The sequence below is a fragment of the Microbacterium sp. zg-B185 genome, from assembly GCF_030246885.1.
Taxonomy (GTDB): domain Bacteria; phylum Actinomycetota; class Actinomycetes; order Actinomycetales; family Microbacteriaceae; genus Microbacterium.
In genome coordinates, this window is sequence record NZ_CP126739.1 from 3008527 (window position 1) to 3027445 (window position 18919).

Genomic DNA, 18919 nt, shown 5'->3' on the forward strand with positions numbered 1-18919 from the left:
GACGAAGGTTACTTCAGGATCTTCGTGACCGTGCCGGCGCCGACGGTGCGGCCACCCTCACGGATCGCGTAGCCGAGGCCCTCTTCCATGGCGATGGGCTGGATCAGCTCGACCGTCATGTCGGTGGTGTCGCCGGGCATGACCATCTCGGTGCCCTCGGGCAGCGTGATGACGCCGGTGACGTCGGTGGTGCGGAAGTAGAACTGCGGGCGGTAGTTCGTGAAGAACGGGTTGTGACGGCCGCCCTCCTCCTTGGACAGGATGTACGCCGTGCCCTCGAAGTTGGTGTGCGGGGTGACCGAACCGGGCTTGACGACGACCTGGCCGCGCTCGACATCGTCGCGCTTGGTGCCACGAAGAAGCAGACCACAGTTCTCGCCGGCCCACGCCTCGTCGAGCTGCTTGTGGAACATCTCGATACCGGTGACGATCGTCTTCTGCGTCGGGCGCAGACCCACGATCTCGACCTCGGAGTTGATCGCGAGCGTGCCGCGCTCGGCGCGACCCGTCACAACCGTGCCACGGCCGGTGATGGTGAAGACGTCCTCGATGGGCATCAGGAACGGCTTGTCCTTGTCACGCACCGGGTCGGGGATGGAGGCGTCGACGGCTTCCATGAGCTCGACGATCTTCTCGGTCCACTCGGGGTCACCCTCGAGGGCCTTCAGACCCGAAACGCGGACCACGGGGGCGTTGTCGCCGTCGAAGTCCTGGCTCGAGAGCAGCTCGCGGACCTCGAGCTCGACGAGCTCAAGGATCTCTTCGTCATCGACCATGTCGGACTTGTTCAGAGCGACGAGCAGGTACGGCACGCCGACCTGCTTGGCCAGCAGCACGTGCTCGCGGGTCTGCGCCATCGGGCCGTCGGTCGCCGCGACCACGAGGATCGCGCCGTCCATCTGAGCGGCACCGGTGATCATGTTCTTGATGTAGTCAGCGTGACCCGGGGCGTCGACGTGCGCGTAGTGGCGCTTCGGCGTCTCGTACTCGACGTGCGAGATGTTGATCGTGATGCCGCGCTGACGCTCCTCGGGAGCAGAGTCAATGGACGCGAAGTCACGCTGCACGTTGGTGGCCGACGGGTACTTGTCGGCGAGCACCTTCGAGATCGCTGCGGTGAGCGTGGTCTTGCCGTGGTCGACGTGACCGATCGTTCCGATGTTCACGTGCGGCTTGGTCCGCTCGAACTTGGCCTTAGCCACTAGGTCCTCCTCAGGACGGTCATGTAGAGGGTCCGGGCGCTGGTTTGCGACCGGTGCTCTACGGGGATTGCTTCCTACATTAGTAGAGACGTAGGGGGTGAAACTGTGTATCTCGCTACAGCGGCGACGCCGCGAATCGAGACACGTTGATCGATATGCAGTTGTGGTGCGGATGCCGGGAACGTGCGTCCCCGGCATCCTGAGGGCTATTCGCCCTTGTTCTTCTGGACGATCTCTTCGGCGACGGCCTTGGGGACCTCGGCGTAGCTGTCGAACTCCATCGAGTAGACCGCGCGACCCGAGGTCTTCGAGCGCAGGTCACCGATGTAGCCGAACATCTCGGACAGCGGCACCAGAGCGCGGACGACCTTGACGCCCTGAGCGTCCTCCATCGACTGGATCTGACCGCGACGCGAGTTCAGGTCGCCGATGACGTCGCCCATGTACTCCTCGGGGGTTCGCACCTCGACACCCATGATGGGCTCGAGGATCACGGGGTGCGCCTTGCGGGCAGCCTCCTTGAAGCCCATCGATCCGGCGATCTTGAACGCCATCTCGGACGAGTCGACGTCGTGCGCCGCGCCGTCGAGCAGGATCGCCTTGACACCGACCATCGGGTAGCCCGCGAGGACTCCGACGTTCATGGCGTCCTGGAAGCCCTGGTTGATCGAGGGGATGTACTCGCGCGGGATGCGCCCACCGGTGACCTTGTTGTCGAACTCGTAGGTCTCCTCGGCAGCCAGATCGAGCGGCTCGAGCGCGAACTGGATCTTCGCGAACTGGCCGGATCCACCGGTCTGCTTCTTGTGGGTGTAGTCGTGACGCTCGACGGCCTTCTTGATCGTCTCGCGGTATGCGACCTGGGGCTTGCCGACGTTCGCCTCGACGCGGAATTCGCGCTTCATGCGGTCGACCAGGATGTCCAGGTGCAGCTCGCCCATGCCCTTGATGACGGTCTGACCGGTGTCGGAGTTCTGCTCGACGCGGAACGTCGGGTCCTCCTCCGCGAGCTTCTGGATCGCGAGACCCAGCTTCTCCTGGTCGGCCTTGGTCTTGGGCTCGATCGCGACCTCGATGACCGGCTCGGGGAACGTCATCGACTCCAGCACGACCTGGTGCTGCGAATCGGAGAGCGTGTCGCCCGTGGTGGTGTCCTTCAGACCGATGACGGCGTAGATGTGCCCGGCGGTGACGGAGTCGACCGGGTTCTCCTTGTTCGCGTACATCTGGAAGATCTTCCCGATGCGCTCCTTCTTGGACTTCGTCGAGTTGACGATCTGTCCACCCGAGTCCAGGTGACCGGAGTACACGCGGATGTAGGTCAGACGCCCGAAGAAGGGGTGCGTCACGATCTTGAACGCGAGAGCCGTGAAGGGCTCGTCGCGGTCGGCGTGGCGCTCGATGACGATCTCTTCGTTCTTGGGGTCGTGCGCCTCGATGGCGGGCACGTCCAGCGGCGACGGGAGGTAGTCCACGACCGCGTCGAGCATCGGCTGCACGCCGCGGTTCTTGAACGCCGAGCCGCAGAGCACGGGGTAGATCTCGGAGTTGACGGTCAGCTTGCGGATTGCAGCCTTGATCTCGGGAACCGTGAGCGGTTCGCCACCGAAGTGCTTCTCGAGAAGCTCTTCGTCGGTCTCGGCGACCGTCTCGAGCAGCTCTTCGCGATACTTGGCGACGATCTCGGCCATGTCGGCCGGGATCTCGCGGACGTCGTACTTGGCACCCATGGTGACGTCGCCCTTGGCGTCGCCTGCCCAGACCAGGGCACGCATCTCGACCAGGTCCACGACGCCGATGAAGTCGTTCTCAGCGCCGATCGGCAGCTGGATGACCAGCGGGCGGGCCTTGAGCTTGTTGACGATGGTGTCGACCGTGAAGTAGAAGTCGGCGCCCAGCTTGTCCATCTTGTTGACGAAGCAGATGCGCGGCACGTCGTACTTGTCGGCCTGACGCCACACCGTCTCGGACTGGGGCTCGACGCCCTCCTTGCCGTCGAAGACGGCGACGGCGCCGTCGAGGACGCGGAGCGAGCGCTCCACCTCGACGGTGAAGTCGACGTGACCGGGCGTGTCGATGATGTTGATCTGGTTCTTGTCCCAGAAGCAGGTGACGGCGGCGGAGGTGATCGTGATGCCACGCTCCTGCTCCTGCTCCATCCAGTCGGTCGTCGAGGCGCCGTCGTGGGTCTCGCCGATCTTGTGGTTGGTTCCCGTGTAGAACAGGATGCGCTCGGTCGTCGTCGTCTTGCCGGCATCGATGTGCGCCATGATGCCGATGTTGCGGACCTTCGTCAGGTCGGTGAGCACGTCTTGTGCCACGGGTGATTCCTTACTTGTGGTGTGTGAATGTCGCGAGGTGTCGGGCGAGGCGGGTTCCGCCTCGCCCGACTCCAGCTGGTGCTTACCAGCGGTAGTGCGCGAAGGCGCGGTTCGACTCGGCCATCTTGTGGGTGTCTTCGCGGCGCTTGACCGCGGCACCCAGGCCGTTCGAGGCGTCCAGGATCTCGTTCTGGAGACGCTCGGTCATCGTCTTCTCACGACGACCCTTGGCGTAGCTGACGAGCCAGCGCAGCGCGAGCGTGTTGGCGCGGTGAGGCTTGACCTCGACCGGCACCTGGTACGTGGAGCCACCGACGCGGCGGCTCTTGACCTCGAGGGTCGGGCGGACGTTGTCCAGCGCCTTCTTGAGCGTGGCGACGGCGTCCTGGCCGTTCTTGTCCTCGACGCCCTTCAGGGCGGTGTAGACGATCGACTCGGCGAGTGACTTCTTGCCGTCAACGAGGATCTTGTTGACGAGCTGGCTGACGATGGGTGCGCCGTATACCGGGTCGTTGACGACGGGGCGCTTCTGGGCTGGTCCCTTGCGAGGCATGGTGCTTAACCCTTCTTCGCGCCGTAGCGGCTGCGAGCCTGCTTACGGTTCTTGACGGCCTGGGTGTCCAGGGCGCCGCGGACGATCTTGTAGCGGACACCGGGCAGGTCCTTGACGCGACCGCCGCGCACGAGAACGAGCGAGTGCTCCTGCAGGTTGTGGCCTTCGCCGGGGATGTAGGCGGTGACCTCGGTGCCGTTGCGGAGCTTGACACGGGCGACCTTGCGCATCGCCGAGTTCGGCTTCTTGGGCGTGGTGGTGTACACGCGGGTGCAGACGCCGGCCTGCTGGGGGTTCGACTTCAGGGCGGGAGCCTTGGTCTTTACGACCTTGGGCGTCCGTCCCTTGCGAACCAACTGCTGAATGGTTGGCACGTTCTCTCCTTGTTGTGCTGCACGGTGACAGCGTCGTGGTCTCCCCCCGCCTTCCACCGATCATTGCGATCCGTGTCATGCGAGGCTCACGCGGACCCACCGGCGCGGCAGAATGACTGACACGATTGGGTGGTGGGTATGCCGTGGGGGCCGCCTGTTCGCAGGCATTTCCCTGAGATGTGGCACCGGCTCCCTCGTCCCCCGCCGAGGCACAGCACAAGGAGCGCACGAGCGCACACCCATCCAATGATACGCGCTTTATGGGCGGGTGGTCAAACGGACGCAGGTTCAGGGCGTGAGCGCGACCACGATCAGCGACGCGACCGCGCCCAGGCCGACAGCGGATGCCGAGACCACCACGATCAGCGCGGTCCGGCGCACCCGGTGGCGGTGCCTCCGCGCGGCGGCATCGCCGTCTGCGGGGACCTGCGGGGCATGCCCGGCCGGCGTTGTGCGCGCCGCGATGACGGGGTCGGCCGCTCGCGCGCCGTAGACGGCGTCGGCGGCGACGATCCCGGGGGCGGGTCGGGTCGTCCGGGTGCGTGCGACCGGCGGGTCGGACGCAGCGGGTGTGGGATCCGGCTGCGGGACGGGAGCCTGCGGCTGCGTCGCCGCCTGTTCTCGCGCGGCACGGCGGCGGGACTCGCGCCGCGCCACGATGGTCGAGCCGTCGGTCTGGTCGATGTCGGCGTCGGGGTCGACGTAGGTCGTGCGGTGGCGCCGCGGGCGGATCGCCTCGCCGCCGGGCTCGGCGGGCTCGGTGGCGCCCGGCACCGGATCGCCGGTGCGTGCATCGGGCGCCGCCGCGTCCTGGACCGGAGCCGCCGCGGATTGCCGCGCGTCCCCCGGAGCTGGGCGACGGACGCCGCCCGCAGGGCGGCGCACGCGGATGGTGTCCTCGTCCGGCAGGTCCGTCATCGCTCGTTCCGCTGCAGACGCACCTCGGCATCGCCGAGGTAGAACCGCTCACCCGCCTCGGTCTCCACGCCGGGGGTGGCCTCGACTTCGGTGCCCATCAACGTGGCGAACAGGACGCCGTTGGTGGACCCCAGGTCGGTGATGTACCAGCGGTCCGCGCGCAGTTCGAGGCGCGCGTGGGTCTTGGATACCGTGCCGTCGTCGATCGCGATCAGCTGCGCGGTGGGGTATCCGTCGTCGCGGACCGGCTTGCGGCCGACGATGATCACCTCCGCGGTCAGGGCGATGGGCGCCCCCGAAGGCGGAATCAGCGACCAGGCCGTGCGCCGACGGCGGGTCAGGATCGTATGATCCATGGCGTCCATCGCATCCATTCCGTCTTCCATGTCGCCCGCGGTCTCGGTGACCGAGTGCTGTGCGGACACGGCGGCCGTCGCTGACCGGGGAGTGCCGGCGTCCGGCGCGCCCGCGACCGCGGAGACCGCGCCGGAGGTCTCCGAGATCGTGTCGGGGTCGCTCAGCGGGGACCGCGCCGGCGCCCACGGCTCCTCGTCTGCCGAGGCCGCGGGCGTCGCGGGCAACCGCATGACCGGCGGCACCGGCGGCGACGACGGGGGCGGCTCTGCGCCGTCCGCCGCGGAACGCAGCGGCACGGCCGAGATCGGCGCCGGTGCCGCCGGTTCGGCGGCGGTGACACCGTCGGTCAGCTCGCTCATCGCGCCGAAGTCGAAGCCGCCCCAGCGTCCGCCGTCCGCCGAGTGCGGGCCGGGGCCGCCGCGTCCGAGGATCGGCTCGGTCTCGAAGACCGGCGGCTCGGCGGCGGGCGCCTCCGTTCGTGCCGGCGGCTGCACCAGAGGTCGCGCGGGCGGCGCGTCCTGGGCAGGGAGCGGCCCCGGGGCGGAAGACTCGGTCGCGCCGGGCGGGGGTGTCGGTGGCACCCGCGCGGGCGGCGACCAGCCGCCGGCCGGCACCAGCGCTGGACCGAAGGGGCTCGGCGCGGGATCGGCGCCGTACTCGTTTCCGTTCGTCGCGAAGGCTCGCGCCGCACGCCCCGCCGAGGAGACCGGGACGCCGGCCCGCATCGGCCCGGGCGCCGCCGCCCCCAGCCACCGGTCCGGGCCGAACCCGAGGATCGACGCCCACAGCGGCAGCAGCAGCGCCGCGAGCACCGTCATCCCGGCGCCGTGCCCGAACGCGACGTTGATACGGAAGCAAGCCACGATCAGCAGCGCCCACAGCAGCAGCCAGCCGGCGATCGGGACCAGCGCGAGCAGCAGCAGCCAGCCGGAGAGCCCGCCGAGCCGAAGCAGCACCACGAGGTTGAGGATCGGCATCCAGCCCTTCCAGGCCTCCTCGCCGGATTTGCGGAACACCGCCGACAGTGCCAGCCCGGTCCACAGGTACAGCACGACCAGGAGGAGGAACGTCATCACCCCGAGGGCGACGCCGGTGGAGTCATCGATGGGAGTCATGGCGATGTGCGCGGGCGGCGAAACCCCGCGCTTCCCCTCTCTGCGAAGCGCGGCCGGGCACCGGAGGGCGCCAGACCACGGACGAACGATCTCAACGATACGGTCGCGAGGATGCTGCGCCAGACTCCGCGCCCGCGCAGAAGCGCTCTGCGCTCCTCCTCGACCGTTCGCCAGAACACCTCCGCGTCCTCCGCGGTGGTGGCGGCACCGGAGAAGACAGCGTGATCGGCATCCACCGCCAGTCGGCTTCCGGCGGGTGTGCGGAACACGTCGGCCAGCTCGGTGCGGGTCAGCACCGCCGTCGAGTCGCGACCGGAGTCGACCGCGGCATCGACGTACTCCTCCCACCCGCCGGCGATCCGGGTCGCCGGATCGCCCTGGGTGCGCCGGGTCCGGCGGCGAGCCGCCTTGGCCGCGGCGATCACGACGAAGGGGCCGACGACCAGTGCCAGCAGCAGCAGCGCGATCGCGGCTATCCGCGTCGCCGGCCACAGCCAGGCCAGGTCCAGGGCCGCAGGCTCCTCGCTGCGGTTGTCGGCGCCCGAGTCCTCGTGGACGGGATCGGGCGGCACGACGTCCTCGACGGCGTCGGGTCGCACCTCGGTGACGTTCTCGGGATTGCGCTGTTCGGTCACATCCAGACTCGGGGACTGCGCGAACTGAGGTGTGACATCCACCGGCACCCAGTCTCCGCCGGCGGACTGCACCTCGGTCCACGCGGCGAGGTCCTGCGCGCGGCAGACCCCGGCCGCGCACGTGGGCAGGCTCGGATCGGCGGAGGACAGCCGTGCACCGACCACCACGCGCGACGGGAAACCCAGTTCGCGGGCGATCAGCGCCACCGCGGTGGCGAACTGCTCGTCGTCGCCGACCGCGGCCACGAGATTCCCGGATGCCGCCACCCGCCGGTCGCTCTCCCGCTCCAGGAGGCGCTCGAACAGCGTGTCGACACGGGCGAGCGAGTGCCCCGAAGCGCTGGGCTGGAACGTGTACCCGGGCAGCGCCTGCATCCACACCGGCGGCTCCACCCCCGGTGTGAGGGCGTGACTGAGGTACCCGCGTTCGCGCAGCAGCGACACCAGCCCGGCCAGGGCCGCCCCGTCCGAACCGCTCACGTGGCGGTCCACCCAGGTGCGCAGGTTCTGCGGGGCATCGACCCCCTCGCCGACCCGGCCGGGCGCCTGGATCGAGGTCAGGTTGATCGTCGCCGGCTCCACCGCGCTGATCCGGTAGGCGTCGCCCACGGCCAGGCCGCCGCCTGCCGTCTGCACGCCGGCCGCGGCCTCGGCACGGTAGTAGAACCGATCGGCCAGGGCGCTCGCCCGCGGCCCGGCGAACTGCACGGACCGCAGCAGGCCGAGGGTCGGCATCCAGATTCCGTCCAGCGCCTGGATGGCGACCTCGGCCTCGACCGCCGGCCCGGCACCCGCATCGCGGCTGGCGGGGACGCGCACGAAACGGGTCCGGTCCTGGCCCGAGCCTCCGCTGCGGTAGATCTCCCCGTCGTAGCTGTCCAGCGTGGCCAGCCGCACGCGCTCGGGCAGTGCACCCTCGGCGGTGACGGTGAACAGCACCTCCTGGGCCCGCGCGTCGGAGAACAGTGCGCGGTACTCGGCGAGCGGGCTGGTCGCGGATGAGATGGCGATCTCCGGTCCGACGCCGGAGCGGAGCACCTCGCGCTCGCTGCCGCGCGCGGCGTAGGGCACCACGATCGCCGCGGTCAGCACTGCCACCGCCACCATCCCCGCCCCGAGCGCGATCCGCCGCTGGTCCGCAGCGGAAGGCCGCCGGGGGATGCGGACGCCGCTGGATGCCGCGGCACGGCGCAGCGCCCGGAGCCGTTCGTCGCGACTGCGCCAGCCCAACCACAGCAGGCAGGTCAGCAGCCCGCCCACACCGACCGCCGTCTCCACCGGAGCAACGAGCGTCAGCGGACCGAGCCGGAGCGGGGCGCTGACCGTCGTGCGGCCGAAGAACAGGCCGAACGAGATCATGACAACCGCCGCCGGAACAGCGGCGTACGCCACCCGCCCCGACTGCCAGGCCAGCAGGAGAGCGACGCACGTGCCGACCAGGAATACCAGCAGTGCGGGCACCAGGAGGTTGCGGTAGGCGCCGACCGGCAGATCGACCGTGACCAGGTCCTTCCACCCGAGCAGCGCGCCGGAGGCCACCTCGCCGAGCCCGCGCAGCACGGACAACGGATCGCCCAGCCGGGACGGTACGGCCAGGGGGACACCCAGCACGAAGAGGGCGATCAGGAGGGCGCCGGTCACCGGCCACCCTCGCCAGGAGTATCGCCACGCGACAGCGGCGATCCCGGCGCCGACCGTCGCGCCGACCCCCGCGAGCAGAAGGAACGGAGCGTCGCGGTAGATCGGCCAGGCCGCGACAGCCGCCAGCGCGACCACGACACCCACGAACAGCGACCCGGCGACGATCCTCGGCACGGGGTGCGGACTGTTCTGCGCCGGTCGCGCGGATGCCGTGGCGATGCCGGTCACGATCCGGCCCCCCGCAGCAGGAGCCCGGACAGGTCGTTGAGGGTCCCCACCGTCAGGACGGTCAGCCCGGAGAGGGACCGCATCCGCGGATGCGCGCGCTCGTCGCAGATCACCGCCACCACCGATGTGTCGGCCGGGAAGCCCAGCGCCGCCTGGCGCAGGCGCTCGAGCGGCACCGGGGATCCGACCACCACGAATGCGATGGAGAGCCGCTCGTTGGCTTCGGCCGCGAGCCGGCACACCTCGGCGATCGTCATGGTGTTCTCGATCATCGCCACCGTGGTGAAGCCGTCCAGCAGGATGCGCGGCGACCCTGCCGGGATGTGCCGGATCGCGCGCAGCCGCCCGCGGACCACGCGCGGGATCTCGGTGCCGGTGACGATGTCCACGTCGCGCGCGTCATGGACGGCGCGCAGCCCGAGCGAGGCGGCGCAGCTGACGGCCAGCTCGAATTCGTCGGCATCGGCGAACTCCGCCTCGGCGGCCGAGAGCACCACCGCCATCCGCGAGCGTCGCGACTCCTCGTACTGGCGCACCATGAGCTGCCCGGTCTTGGCGGTGGATTTCCAGTGGATCTGGCGGCGCGAATCCCCGGGCACGTACTCCCGGATCGCGTGGAAGGAGATGTCCGCGTCCACCAGACGCCGCGTCGGGTTGCCCTCGAGGTCGCGGATCAGCCCGGCGCTGGCGGCAGGGACGCTCGTGGTGCGGGGGTGGACGTACAGCTCGTGGATGTCCCGGAACGCGTGCTCGCGCCGCAGCAGTCCGAGCGGGTCGGTGCGGACGGTCGTGGCCGGGCCGACGGTGACGATTCCGCGCCGCACCGCGGGGATCTGCAGCGGCTGCGACACCGCATGACCGGGCCGCAGCAGAGGAACGCCGAACTCGACCAGTCCTGCCCCCACCGGGATGTCGAGGCGTCCGGGCAGCGCCGAGCGCGGGCCGTCGTTGCGCACCACGATCTCGCCGGTGACGGTGTCGCCGGCGACCACGCGCTGGTGCGCGAGGACGAGGTCGACGTCATACGCGCGGGCGCCGAACAGGAAGGGGACGGCCATCGCGATCAGGACCAGCCCGATCGTTCCGGCGACCATCCATTCCACCCACCCGAAGAGGATCCCGACGCCCAGTCCCGCCGTGGCGGCCACGGCCAGGAGCGCGCCCGCCGGTCGCACGGTGCGCCCGGACCACTGCGCCGCGGTCCGCAGCGCGGTCGCGGCTGCGCGGGAGAACCGCGTCCACCACACCACCACGCGCACCACCCGGCGCCCGCCGGCGGCGGAGGTGAGCTGTGTGCTGGTGGTCCCGCTCGGCGCGCCGGTGAAGGCCGCCGGCCCGGAGGAGGCCGGAGCGCGGGTCACGCGGGGGTCGGTCAGGCTCATACGGCCTCGCGGCGACTGGGTGGTGCGACATCGAGCAGGACCTGGCCGATCACGGCCTCCTGCGTGACGCCGTCGAATTCGGCCTCGGCCTGCAGGATCAGCCGGTGCGAGAGGACGGAGACGGCGAGCGCCTTCACGTCGTCGGGGGTGACGTAGGTGCGCCCCTGTGAAATGGCCCGCGAGCGCGACGCCTTCGTCAGCGCCAGAGCCCCGCGGATGCTGACGCCCAGTCGCACCTCGTCGGCCGCGCGCGTGCCGTCCACCAGCCGGGCGATGTAATCCAGCACCAGCGCGTCCACGTACACCGCCGCGGCGAGGTCGGCCATGCCGGCCAGCGCCTGCGGGGTCAGGACCGGCGCCAGCTCCGCGGTGGGCACGGCCGCCCCGTCGAGGATGCGGACGGTCGCAGCGTGATCGGGGTACCCGAGCGATGTGCGCATCATGAACCGGTCCAGCTGCGCCTCGGGCAGCCGGTAGGTGCCCGCCTGTTCGATCGGGTTCTGCGTGGCCAGCACCAGGAACGGCACGCCGACCTGCCGCGAGATGCCGTCGATCGTGACCTTGCCCTCCTCCATGACCTCCAGCAGCGCCGACTGCGTCTTCGGGCTCGCCCGGTTGATCTCGTCCGCCAGGACGATGTTGGCGAAGACCGGACCGGCATGGAATTCGAAGGTGCCGGATTTCTGGTCGTACACCGTGATGCCCGTGATGTCGCCGGGCAGCAGGTCGGGGGTGAACTGGATGCGGGTGTTGGTGCCCTGCACGGACTGGGCCATCGCGCGCGCGAGCGAGGTCTTGCCGGTGCCCGGGACGTCCTCGAGCAGCACGTGCCCGTCGCTGAGCATCGCGGTCAGGACCAGTTCGACGACGCGGCGCTTGCCCAGGACAGCACGCTCGACGTTGTCGGCGATCTGCGTGAAGGTCTGCGCGAACCAGGTCGCCTGCTCCTGCGTGATGCTCATGTGACGGGGTCCTCTGCGGGTGACGGGTTCGAATGGATCAGGGCGTGGGCAGCGGCGGCAGGGGGAGATTCGGAGCGCAGGATGCCGACAGCGTCGCCGTCGCGGGTGCCAGACCCCATCCCTGCGCACTCCAGTCCACCGTGACCGCGATGCCCTCGACGCGCACCGCGCCGAGCGGAACCGACCACGTGTCGATCGGGTGCGGCAGCACCGCGCCGAGTGCGTCGAGGTAGCGCAGTCCCGCGGTGCTGAAGGAGATCGCGGCCTTGCCCCCCGCGGCATCCGCGGACGAGTCGCCGGTCACGACGAGGTCCGATCCGCCGACGCACGTCTGCAGGCTCCAGGTCGCCTGCACCTGGTAGGGGGCGCTGCCTGCTCGAGGGGTCACCGGCGCCCACGGTGTGGCCGTGCCCCATCGTTCGTGGACGTATCTGACCTGGATGCCGGGGTCGCTGCCGATCGCGGAACTGGGCAGGCCGGAGAACTCCACGACGTTGCGGTTGGGGATGCGCTCGTCCGACGTGGGCTGGCTGCGGATCAGCCAGACCGCGCGGCCGTCCGAGACGTCGGGGGCGGCATCCACCGCGAAGGTGTAGCCGGTGGGGGCGGCGCCGCTCTGCTCTGCGCGCGCGGTCGCTGTGGTCGTGGCGCGTCCGTAGCGGTCACCCTCGAACCACGACTCGGCGCACATCGTGAAGGAGTACTCCTCGCCGTCGGTCAGGCCGGGGAACGATGCGGTCCCGCCGTCGGCGGTCGCCGTGCACGGCTGCCCCTCGCGGACGATGCCGTAGCGCAGCGTGGACCCGTCGCCGCCGGATCCGGCGCCCGCCTGCGCGGTCACGGTGGAGGTCCCGTCGCTCTGTGCGGTGGAGCTCAGGGTCAGGGTCGGCCCGGTCGGGGCGCCGATCCCATTCCCCCACGCTGTCGTGGACGCGCCGGAGGGCGTGCCGCCCAGTCCCGGCGGCACGTCGAACCGCGAATACGGCGTGACCGTGATCGGGCTCAGAGTGTTCGAGCCGACACGGTACTGCCGGATCTGCACGCTCGTGTCACGGCGGCCGATGGAGACCTGGGTGGTCTCGCCGGCCGGGCTGGTGATCTGCAGCGCCGCGGTCTTGTCCGGATCGATCCCGTCGATCAGCAGGGAGACCACGCCCCCGTCGCCGTTCGTGACCACCGGCCGCACCTCGATCCGGCCGGGCGGGACGGGCGAGTCGTAGGCCCACGCGATCACCCGGACGCCGGCACGCGAGGCGCCCACGCTGTTGCGTGCATACGCCTCGTACTCGCGCCGCTCGCCGTTGGGTGCCGCGATGGACGGACAGGTGCCGTCGGCGCTGCACTGGGCCACCTCGGCGCCGTTCCAGCGGATCACGAAGCCGTTCAGACCCGGGTACGCCTGGCGCGCCTCGCCGGGGTCGACCCGCAGCGTCAGCGCGCCGTCCGAGAATCCGATCTGGCGGACGCTCGCCGGCGCCTTCGGGTATCCCTGCAGATCGAGCAGGATCTGACCGTCGCGCTCGCCGTTGGTGCGCCGGCCCTGGGCGTCCTGCACCGAGAACGACGCGGAGCAGGTGGTTCCCGGCGCATCGGGCGACCACGAGGCCACCACCGCGGTGGGCGAGGCCACCCGGAAGCTGATCCCCGCGCACGCACCGGTGGTCCGCGCGTCGATGACCGTCAGCGGCGTGCGCGGCAGCGGGTTCACCTCGCCGCTGGCGCCGATCACCGGGATCGTGCAGGACGAGCCGGCGGCCTGCGAGCACTGCTGGGTCACCGCGCCGCCCTGCGGCAGCGCGGACGGTGCGGCACCGACTCGGAGGATGAGCCGGACCGGGAGCACCGCGGCGTGACTGCTGACCGAGACGACCGCTGCTTCCTCGGCTCCGGGCACGGCCCGGTCGGCCCCGACGACCGTGACGATCGAGCCGCTCAACGACACCTCGAACGTGGAGCCGGTGTAGTCCACGGCGTACCGGATGCCGCTCCAGTCCTCGCGCAGCTGCCAGGTGGTCATGTTGCGCAGGTCGAAGGTGGCCGTCTCGCCCGGGCCGACGCTCATCGACCCGGCGCGCAGCTCGGGCTGCGGATCCAGCGGGCGGACGATGATGGGGACCGACAGATATGTCCAGTCGGTCTGTCCGGAAAGCCGCACCGGCACCCGGCACGCGTCCGTCCACGGCGCCCCGGCGCCCGCGTCGTAACGCACGGTGGTTCCCGACTCGACCGTGCAGGTGGCCGCCGCTCGCGCACCCGAGGGGCGCAGGTCCCCGCCGACCTCCAGGTCGCTGCCCCGCGGGGCGGCCACCAGCGCAGCCATGTCGAAGGCGACCGAACCCAGTTCGTCCACCTCGGGGGATGCCGCGTTGGCGCGCAGCGCGAGCGACAGGTCCTCGTCGCCGGGAACGCGCAGGAAGGCGTATGTCGTCACCTCTCCGTCCGGACCCTCGCCGGTCACGGCGAACGGGATGACCCGGGTGGTCTCGGGCAGCGCGCCGCTGAGCTCCCAGCCGTCGACGGTCACATCGGACGGGGAACCCCACAGGCTCACGGTGAGCTCCTCCACGTCCCCGCCGGACCAGGCGGCCCGGCCGGAGAGCACGTCCACCCCGGAGCGGAAGTCCTCGCGGGTCTCGGCGGTGAGCACCGTGTCATCCACTCGCGGGTAGTTCGGCACGCTCTCGCGCACGACCTGCACGACGATGAGCCCGCGGCCGGTGTTTCCGGAGCTGGATTCGACGTCGTAGAGGAACGACATGGTGCCGGGCTGAGTGCCTGCCGCGATCACCACCGTCGACTCCCCCACCGTCTTGAGCCGTTCGGCAAGACGGTCGTACTCCGGGTTGGGGTCGCCGTCGCCAAGCGTCGCGGGGACGTCCGGGCGGACGCCGGTCACCTCGAGCGCGCCCATGGTCGGGTCGACGTCGTTGGCCAGCGGGCTGACCCGGATGGTGCTGGTCGCACCGGCCTGCACCTGGACGTAGTCGGTGAAGGTGATCGGACTGGGGTTGGCCGTGCTGTCCAGCACGCCGAGCCGCACGACACCCTCGCCGGTTCCCCCGAAGGCGTCCACGACGCGATAGCGGAAGGAGACCTGGCCGCTGTCGCCCGGGACGCTCGCGTAGACGATGGACTCGCCGTCCGCCGAGATCGTGGCCGAACCGCTGTCGGGCTGAGTGAGGATGCGGTCGAGGCTCACGACGTCGCCGTCGGGATCCATCCCGAAGTCGTCGAAGTCGATGACCGTGGATTCACCGCTGAGGACCCGTCCCTCGAGGGTCTTCGGCAGGGGCGCCCGGTTGGCCTCGTCCGGCAGCACCCTGACCCGTACCGTGGCCTCGTCCGCCAGGCCCGGCGCCCCGGTCGCCGAGACGCGGTAGGAGACCGTGTAGTCGCCCCGCACGGGCGGAGCGAGGTAGCGCAGCACGTCCCCACTCGAGAAGGCGAGGGCCTGCGGGGTGGACGAGGCGATCGAGGCGGGATCCAGCGTGGGGCGTCCGCCGGCCGGGGCGATGTCATTCTCCAGGACCGGGATGTCGATCTGCGCACCGGCCCGCACGACCACGGTGTCATCCACAGCGATCGGCGCCAGCGCCGGCGCCGGGGGCAGAAGGTACACGGTGGCCTGGCCCGTCACCTGCGCTCCCTGATCCTCGGTCCCGTCGCTGACCGTGTAGGTCACGGTGCCGAGCCGGCCGGGTGCCCCGGAGGCGGTCGACCCGGATACGCGCAGAAAGTTCTGGCCCACCGCATCCACCGACAGCGTGGCGCCGTCATCGGCTCGGCCCTCCACGTCGCTGAGCAGCAGCACCCGTCGGGTCGGGTTGGACACCGCAAGGAGCACATCGAGCGTCGCGTCCTCCTGTGGGTGCACGAACGCCACCACCGGGGAGGTCGCCAGCTGAGCGGGCGCGTCGGAGGGCAGCAGCGTGATCCGCGCTGTGCCGGTCTCCAGCGTCGTGCCGTCGGTGACGGTGAATCCGACCAGGAACGTACCGGGGGTGCTGGCGGTGAAATCGAAGGATGCCGAGCCGCCCACGACGGTGGCCGTCGCTGCGGCGTCATCCAGCACCCGCACCGAGTCCAGCGAGATCTGCCCGGCGGTGCCGGTCACGTGGGGCGCGACATCCACGGTGAGGCCCGCGTCGATCGTGTCCACGACCGCGAAGGACTGCACGGTCAGCGCCGGTTCCGTCGAGACCCGCACCGACAGCGGCATCGTGGTCGCCTGCCCGGTGGTGTCGGCCACCGTGACGCCCAGTTCGATGACCTCCTCGCCGACTCCGCCCGCGTCGCTGTGCTGGTAGACCAGGTCGCCGCCGGGCGTGGCGGCGACCATCCCGACACCGGACCGGTTCTCCACCGACAGCAGCAGGAGCGGATCCCCGTCCGGGTCCACCCAGCCCGGCAGGACCGGGACCGTGACCGTGCCTCCCACCGCCACCTCCGGGGTCGGCCACGGCACCAGGCAGCTTTCGACTCCGCACCACTGCGGCGCCGCATCCCCGTCCGACACCGTGAGCACGACGGTGGCGGGCGATGAGAGCAGTCCGGTCTCGGCGGTTCCGTCGGACACGGCGTAGGTGAACTGCGCGGTGCCGGTCGCCCCCGGTGCCACGCTGACCGTCAGGCGCTGCGAGTCGTCGGTGATCGACACCGTGCCGAACCCGGGATCCAGCCCGGTGACCAGGGTCGCCTCGATGCTCAGCACGTCCTCGTTCGGATCATGGTCGTTCATCAGCACGGGGAGGGTGGCCAGGCTCCCGGCGCGCACGCCGAACGCGTCGGGGACCGCAACGGGCGGTTGCGGATCGAGGACGATGGCGAGCTGCTCGTCGCTGGGCGCGGCATCCGGGTCCGTCTGCTCGTCCAACGTCCAGTCCTGACTGGATGCGACCAGTTCGCCGTCGGGGACCGTCCAGACCCACCCGGACCGCGTCTCGTTGAGGATGATCGCGTCGTCGCTCGCGACGAAGGCCGGGCGTCGGGAGTCGGACAGCGGCTGGCCACCGTAATCGAGGACCGTGTCCCCGCTGCGGGAGCCCCACAGCGCGCCCGCGCCGGTCTGCGGCAGCCACGCGGCGAACACCTCCCCGTCGTGCACCACGGGCCGCGCCGGAGTGCCCAGGACGCTCCCCCCGCCTCCCATCTCGGTGCTGATCGCCGACCCGTCCACCGGGACGCGCAGCAGCACCGCGTCGTCGGCGAGATAGACGGCGGTGCCGGCTGGATCGGGCTGGCCGAGGACGACCGAACTGCCCACCGGAGCGGGGACCGCGGCATCGGCCCCGTCGACCCACACCTCGCCGTCGCTGGTGTCCACGACCACCCATGCGTCGCCCGCGGCCGTGATGGCCGGGGAGGCGATGCCGTCCGGGTCCAGCGCGTTCCGCGCCCGGACCTGCCCGGTGACGGTGTCGTACTCCAGCACGGTGCCGTCGGCCAGCGAATAGCTGAACAGCACGCCGCGCGTGTCGATGGCGATCGCGTCCGAGGTGTACTGCTGCCCGCTCTCCCCCTCGGCCGGGAGATCGACCTGCGTCGCGCTGCCGGTCGAGAGCCTCCCCACATGGACGGCGCCCGAGTCGGTCAGATAGGCGACGAAGTCGTCGGCGATCGCGACGTCCACGGTACCGGGAGGCGTGGACGGCGAGGCCCGCACCGCGTCCTCGTCGAGGTCCGCGGGCAGCGCGGAATCGATCCTGGTCAGCTTGCTGAAGCTGTCCGAGAACAGGTAGGCGCCCTCCGCGGTCTGGGTGACCTGACTGGGGTTGCTGACGGTGCGCACCGTATCCAGCTCGCCGACGCTGGTGTTGACCCGGGCGTACCTGCGGCCTTCGCCGGTCTGCAGCGCCCAGACCGAGGTGTCGGTCTTCTCGGTCTGCCGCGCGTCCAGGCCGGGCCACACGACACTGACCCCGGCCACGAGCGCGAGAGCGACCGCCGCGGCCATGAGTCCCGCTGCAGTCCGGCGCTTCATCACAGGACTCCCGCAAGCACCAGCGCAGCCACGATCGCGCCGCCCACGAGCGCCGCGCCGCCCACGGCGGCCGCCACCCACGGCATCGTGCGCCGCGGCCGATCCGGTGCGGAGAAGCCGGTGTCCTCGTCTCGCGCGAGCTGGGCCATTCCGGCGCCCGGCCGCGTCTTGCGCTGCTCATCGCGGTCGATGCGGCTGCGTGCGGGGCCGCGCAGCGTCGAATCGGAGAAATCGACGGGGGCGGATGCCGGGGACCACGCCTCGGTGGCGATCTCGAGTTGCGTCGGCGAGATGCCCAGCTCGGTCTGTACGGACCGCAGCGCCTCGGCGAACTCGCGCGCTGAGGCGTACCGCTGACGCGCATCGCGGCTCATCGCGCGGGCCAGGACGACCTGCAGGGATGCCGGCACGTCGGCACGGGAGACGTCGGTGTAGCTCGCGCGGGCGATGCGGCGACGCAGCTGCTCTTTGGTGTTCTGCCCGCGCTCACGGCGTTCGAACGGACTGTGGCCGGCCAGCAGCGAGTACACGGTGGCCCCGAGGCTCCACACCTCGCTCGCGACGGTGCCGGCGGTCTCCTCGGCGATGACCTCGGGGGCGCTCCACGGGATCGACATGGCGAGCACCTCGTCGGCGGTCTCACGCGAGAGCGAGGACGAGATGCCGAAGTCGGCCAGGACCGGCGCGCCGAAGGTGGTCACCAGGATGTTGCTGGGTTTGACGTCGCGGTGCACCAGCCCTGCCCGGTGCGCGGACTGCAGAGCGCTGGCCATCTTCACGCCGATCGTGAGCACCTCCGGGACCGGGATGCGCTCGATGCGGTAGCGCTGCGAGAGGGAACCGGGGCAGTACTCCATGACGATGTACGGGCGCCCGTCCGCGGAGATCCCGGCCTGGTAGACCGTGACGATCGACGGGTGCGCGGACAGGTGCGCGAGGACATCCGCCTCGGCGTTGAACATGCGCCGCAGGTCGGGATCGCGCACGTCGCTGGGCAGCACCTTGACCGCGACATCGCGCCGCGGCATGTCCTGCTCGTACAGGAACACGTCGGCGAAGCCGCCGGATCCCAGCGGCCGGATGTAGGCCAGCCCCGGCAGTATCGGAGGCGCGGACGGCAGACGTGTGGCCACCGAAGCCTCCCCGGAGTAAGCCCGCTCAGTTCCGGCGGGGCGCAGCGCGCCGTCCGATCATCGAGGACAGGGCAGTACGAACCCGATCATGCTAACAAGGCCGGACCGAGATCACCGT

General features: G+C 70.7%; 11 protein-coding genes. All 11 read right to left on the reverse strand.

What is annotated here, in order from left to right; translation table 11 throughout:
* Positions 1–8 precede the first annotated feature (8 nt).
* Positions 9–1202, reverse strand: coding sequence for an elongation factor Tu (gene tuf, locus QNO12_RS14370; RefSeq protein WP_257501483.1), 1194 nt, complete (start codon positions 1200–1202; stop codon positions 9–11).
* A 206-nt stretch (positions 1203–1408) separates the two neighbouring features.
* Positions 1409–3523 carry an elongation factor G gene (gene fusA / locus QNO12_RS14375; RefSeq protein WP_257501482.1) on the reverse strand — a complete coding sequence of 705 codons (2115 nt, stop codon included), beginning with the start codon at positions 3521–3523 and terminating at the stop codon, positions 1409–1411.
* 82 nt (positions 3524–3605) lie between these two features.
* Positions 3606–4076, reverse strand: a complete 471-nt coding sequence (gene rpsG / locus QNO12_RS14380) for a 30S ribosomal protein S7 (RefSeq protein ID WP_257501468.1) — start codon at positions 4074–4076, stop codon at positions 3606–3608.
* Positions 4077–4081: 5 nt separating this feature from the next.
* Positions 4082–4450: a 30S ribosomal protein S12 gene (gene rpsL / locus QNO12_RS14385; RefSeq protein WP_257501467.1), complete on the reverse strand. Its 369-nt coding sequence runs from the start codon at positions 4448–4450 to the stop codon at positions 4082–4084.
* A gap of 288 nt (positions 4451–4738) precedes the next feature.
* Positions 4739–5368: a hypothetical protein gene (locus QNO12_RS14390; RefSeq protein WP_257501466.1), complete on the reverse strand. Its 630-nt coding sequence runs from the start codon at positions 5366–5368 to the stop codon at positions 4739–4741.
* Positions 5365–6840, reverse strand: a complete 1476-nt coding sequence (locus tag QNO12_RS14395; RefSeq protein ID WP_257501465.1) for an FHA domain-containing protein — start codon at positions 6838–6840, stop codon at positions 5365–5367. The genes QNO12_RS14390 and QNO12_RS14395 overlap by 4 nt, the downstream gene beginning before the upstream one ends.
* Positions 6837–9344 carry a transglutaminase-like domain-containing protein gene (locus tag QNO12_RS14400; RefSeq protein WP_257501464.1) on the reverse strand — a complete coding sequence of 836 codons (2508 nt, stop codon included), beginning with the start codon at positions 9342–9344 and terminating at the stop codon, positions 6837–6839. Before QNO12_RS14400 ends, QNO12_RS14395 begins: the two co-directional genes overlap by 4 nt.
* On the reverse strand, positions 9341–10726 hold the full coding sequence (locus QNO12_RS14405) for a DUF58 domain-containing protein (protein WP_257501463.1): 1386 nt from the start codon (positions 10724–10726) through the stop codon (positions 9341–9343). The genes QNO12_RS14400 and QNO12_RS14405 overlap by 4 nt, the downstream gene beginning before the upstream one ends.
* Positions 10723–11688, reverse strand: coding sequence for an AAA family ATPase (locus QNO12_RS14410; RefSeq protein ID WP_257501462.1), 966 nt, complete (start codon positions 11686–11688; stop codon positions 10723–10725). The genes QNO12_RS14405 and QNO12_RS14410 overlap by 4 nt, the downstream gene beginning before the upstream one ends.
* Positions 11689–11725: 37 nt before the next feature.
* Positions 11726–17668 (reverse strand): Ig-like domain-containing protein, encoded by a 5943-nt coding sequence (locus QNO12_RS14415; RefSeq protein ID WP_257501461.1) that lies wholly within the window; start codon positions 17666–17668, stop codon positions 11726–11728.
* A complete protein-coding gene (locus tag QNO12_RS14420; protein WP_257501460.1) occupies positions 17668–18801 on the reverse strand; it encodes a serine/threonine-protein kinase in 1134 nt (377 codons plus the stop codon). The genes QNO12_RS14415 and QNO12_RS14420 overlap by 1 nt, the downstream gene beginning before the upstream one ends.
* Positions 18802–18919: the final 118 nt, after the last annotated feature.

Coding starts and splice junctions, on each gene's coding strand:
- QNO12_RS14405 (WP_257501463.1), bottom strand. CDS start 10,726: ATGAGCCTGACCGACCCCCGCGTGACCCGCGCTCCGGCCTCCTCCGGG.
- QNO12_RS14410 (WP_257501462.1), bottom strand. CDS start 11,688: ATGAGCATCACGCAGGAGCAGGCGACCTGGTTCGCGCAGACCTTCACG.
- QNO12_RS14395 (WP_257501465.1), bottom strand. CDS start 6,840: ATGACTCCCATCGATGACTCCACCGGCGTCGCCCTCGGGGTGATGACG.
- QNO12_RS14415 (WP_257501461.1), bottom strand. CDS start 17,668: ATGAAGCGCCGGACTGCAGCGGGACTCATGGCCGCGGCGGTCGCTCTC.
- rpsG (WP_257501468.1), bottom strand. CDS start 4,076: ATGCCTCGCAAGGGACCAGCCCAGAAGCGCCCCGTCGTCAACGACCCG.
- QNO12_RS14390 (WP_257501466.1), bottom strand. CDS start 5,368: ATGACGGACCTGCCGGACGAGGACACCATCCGCGTGCGCCGCCCTGCG.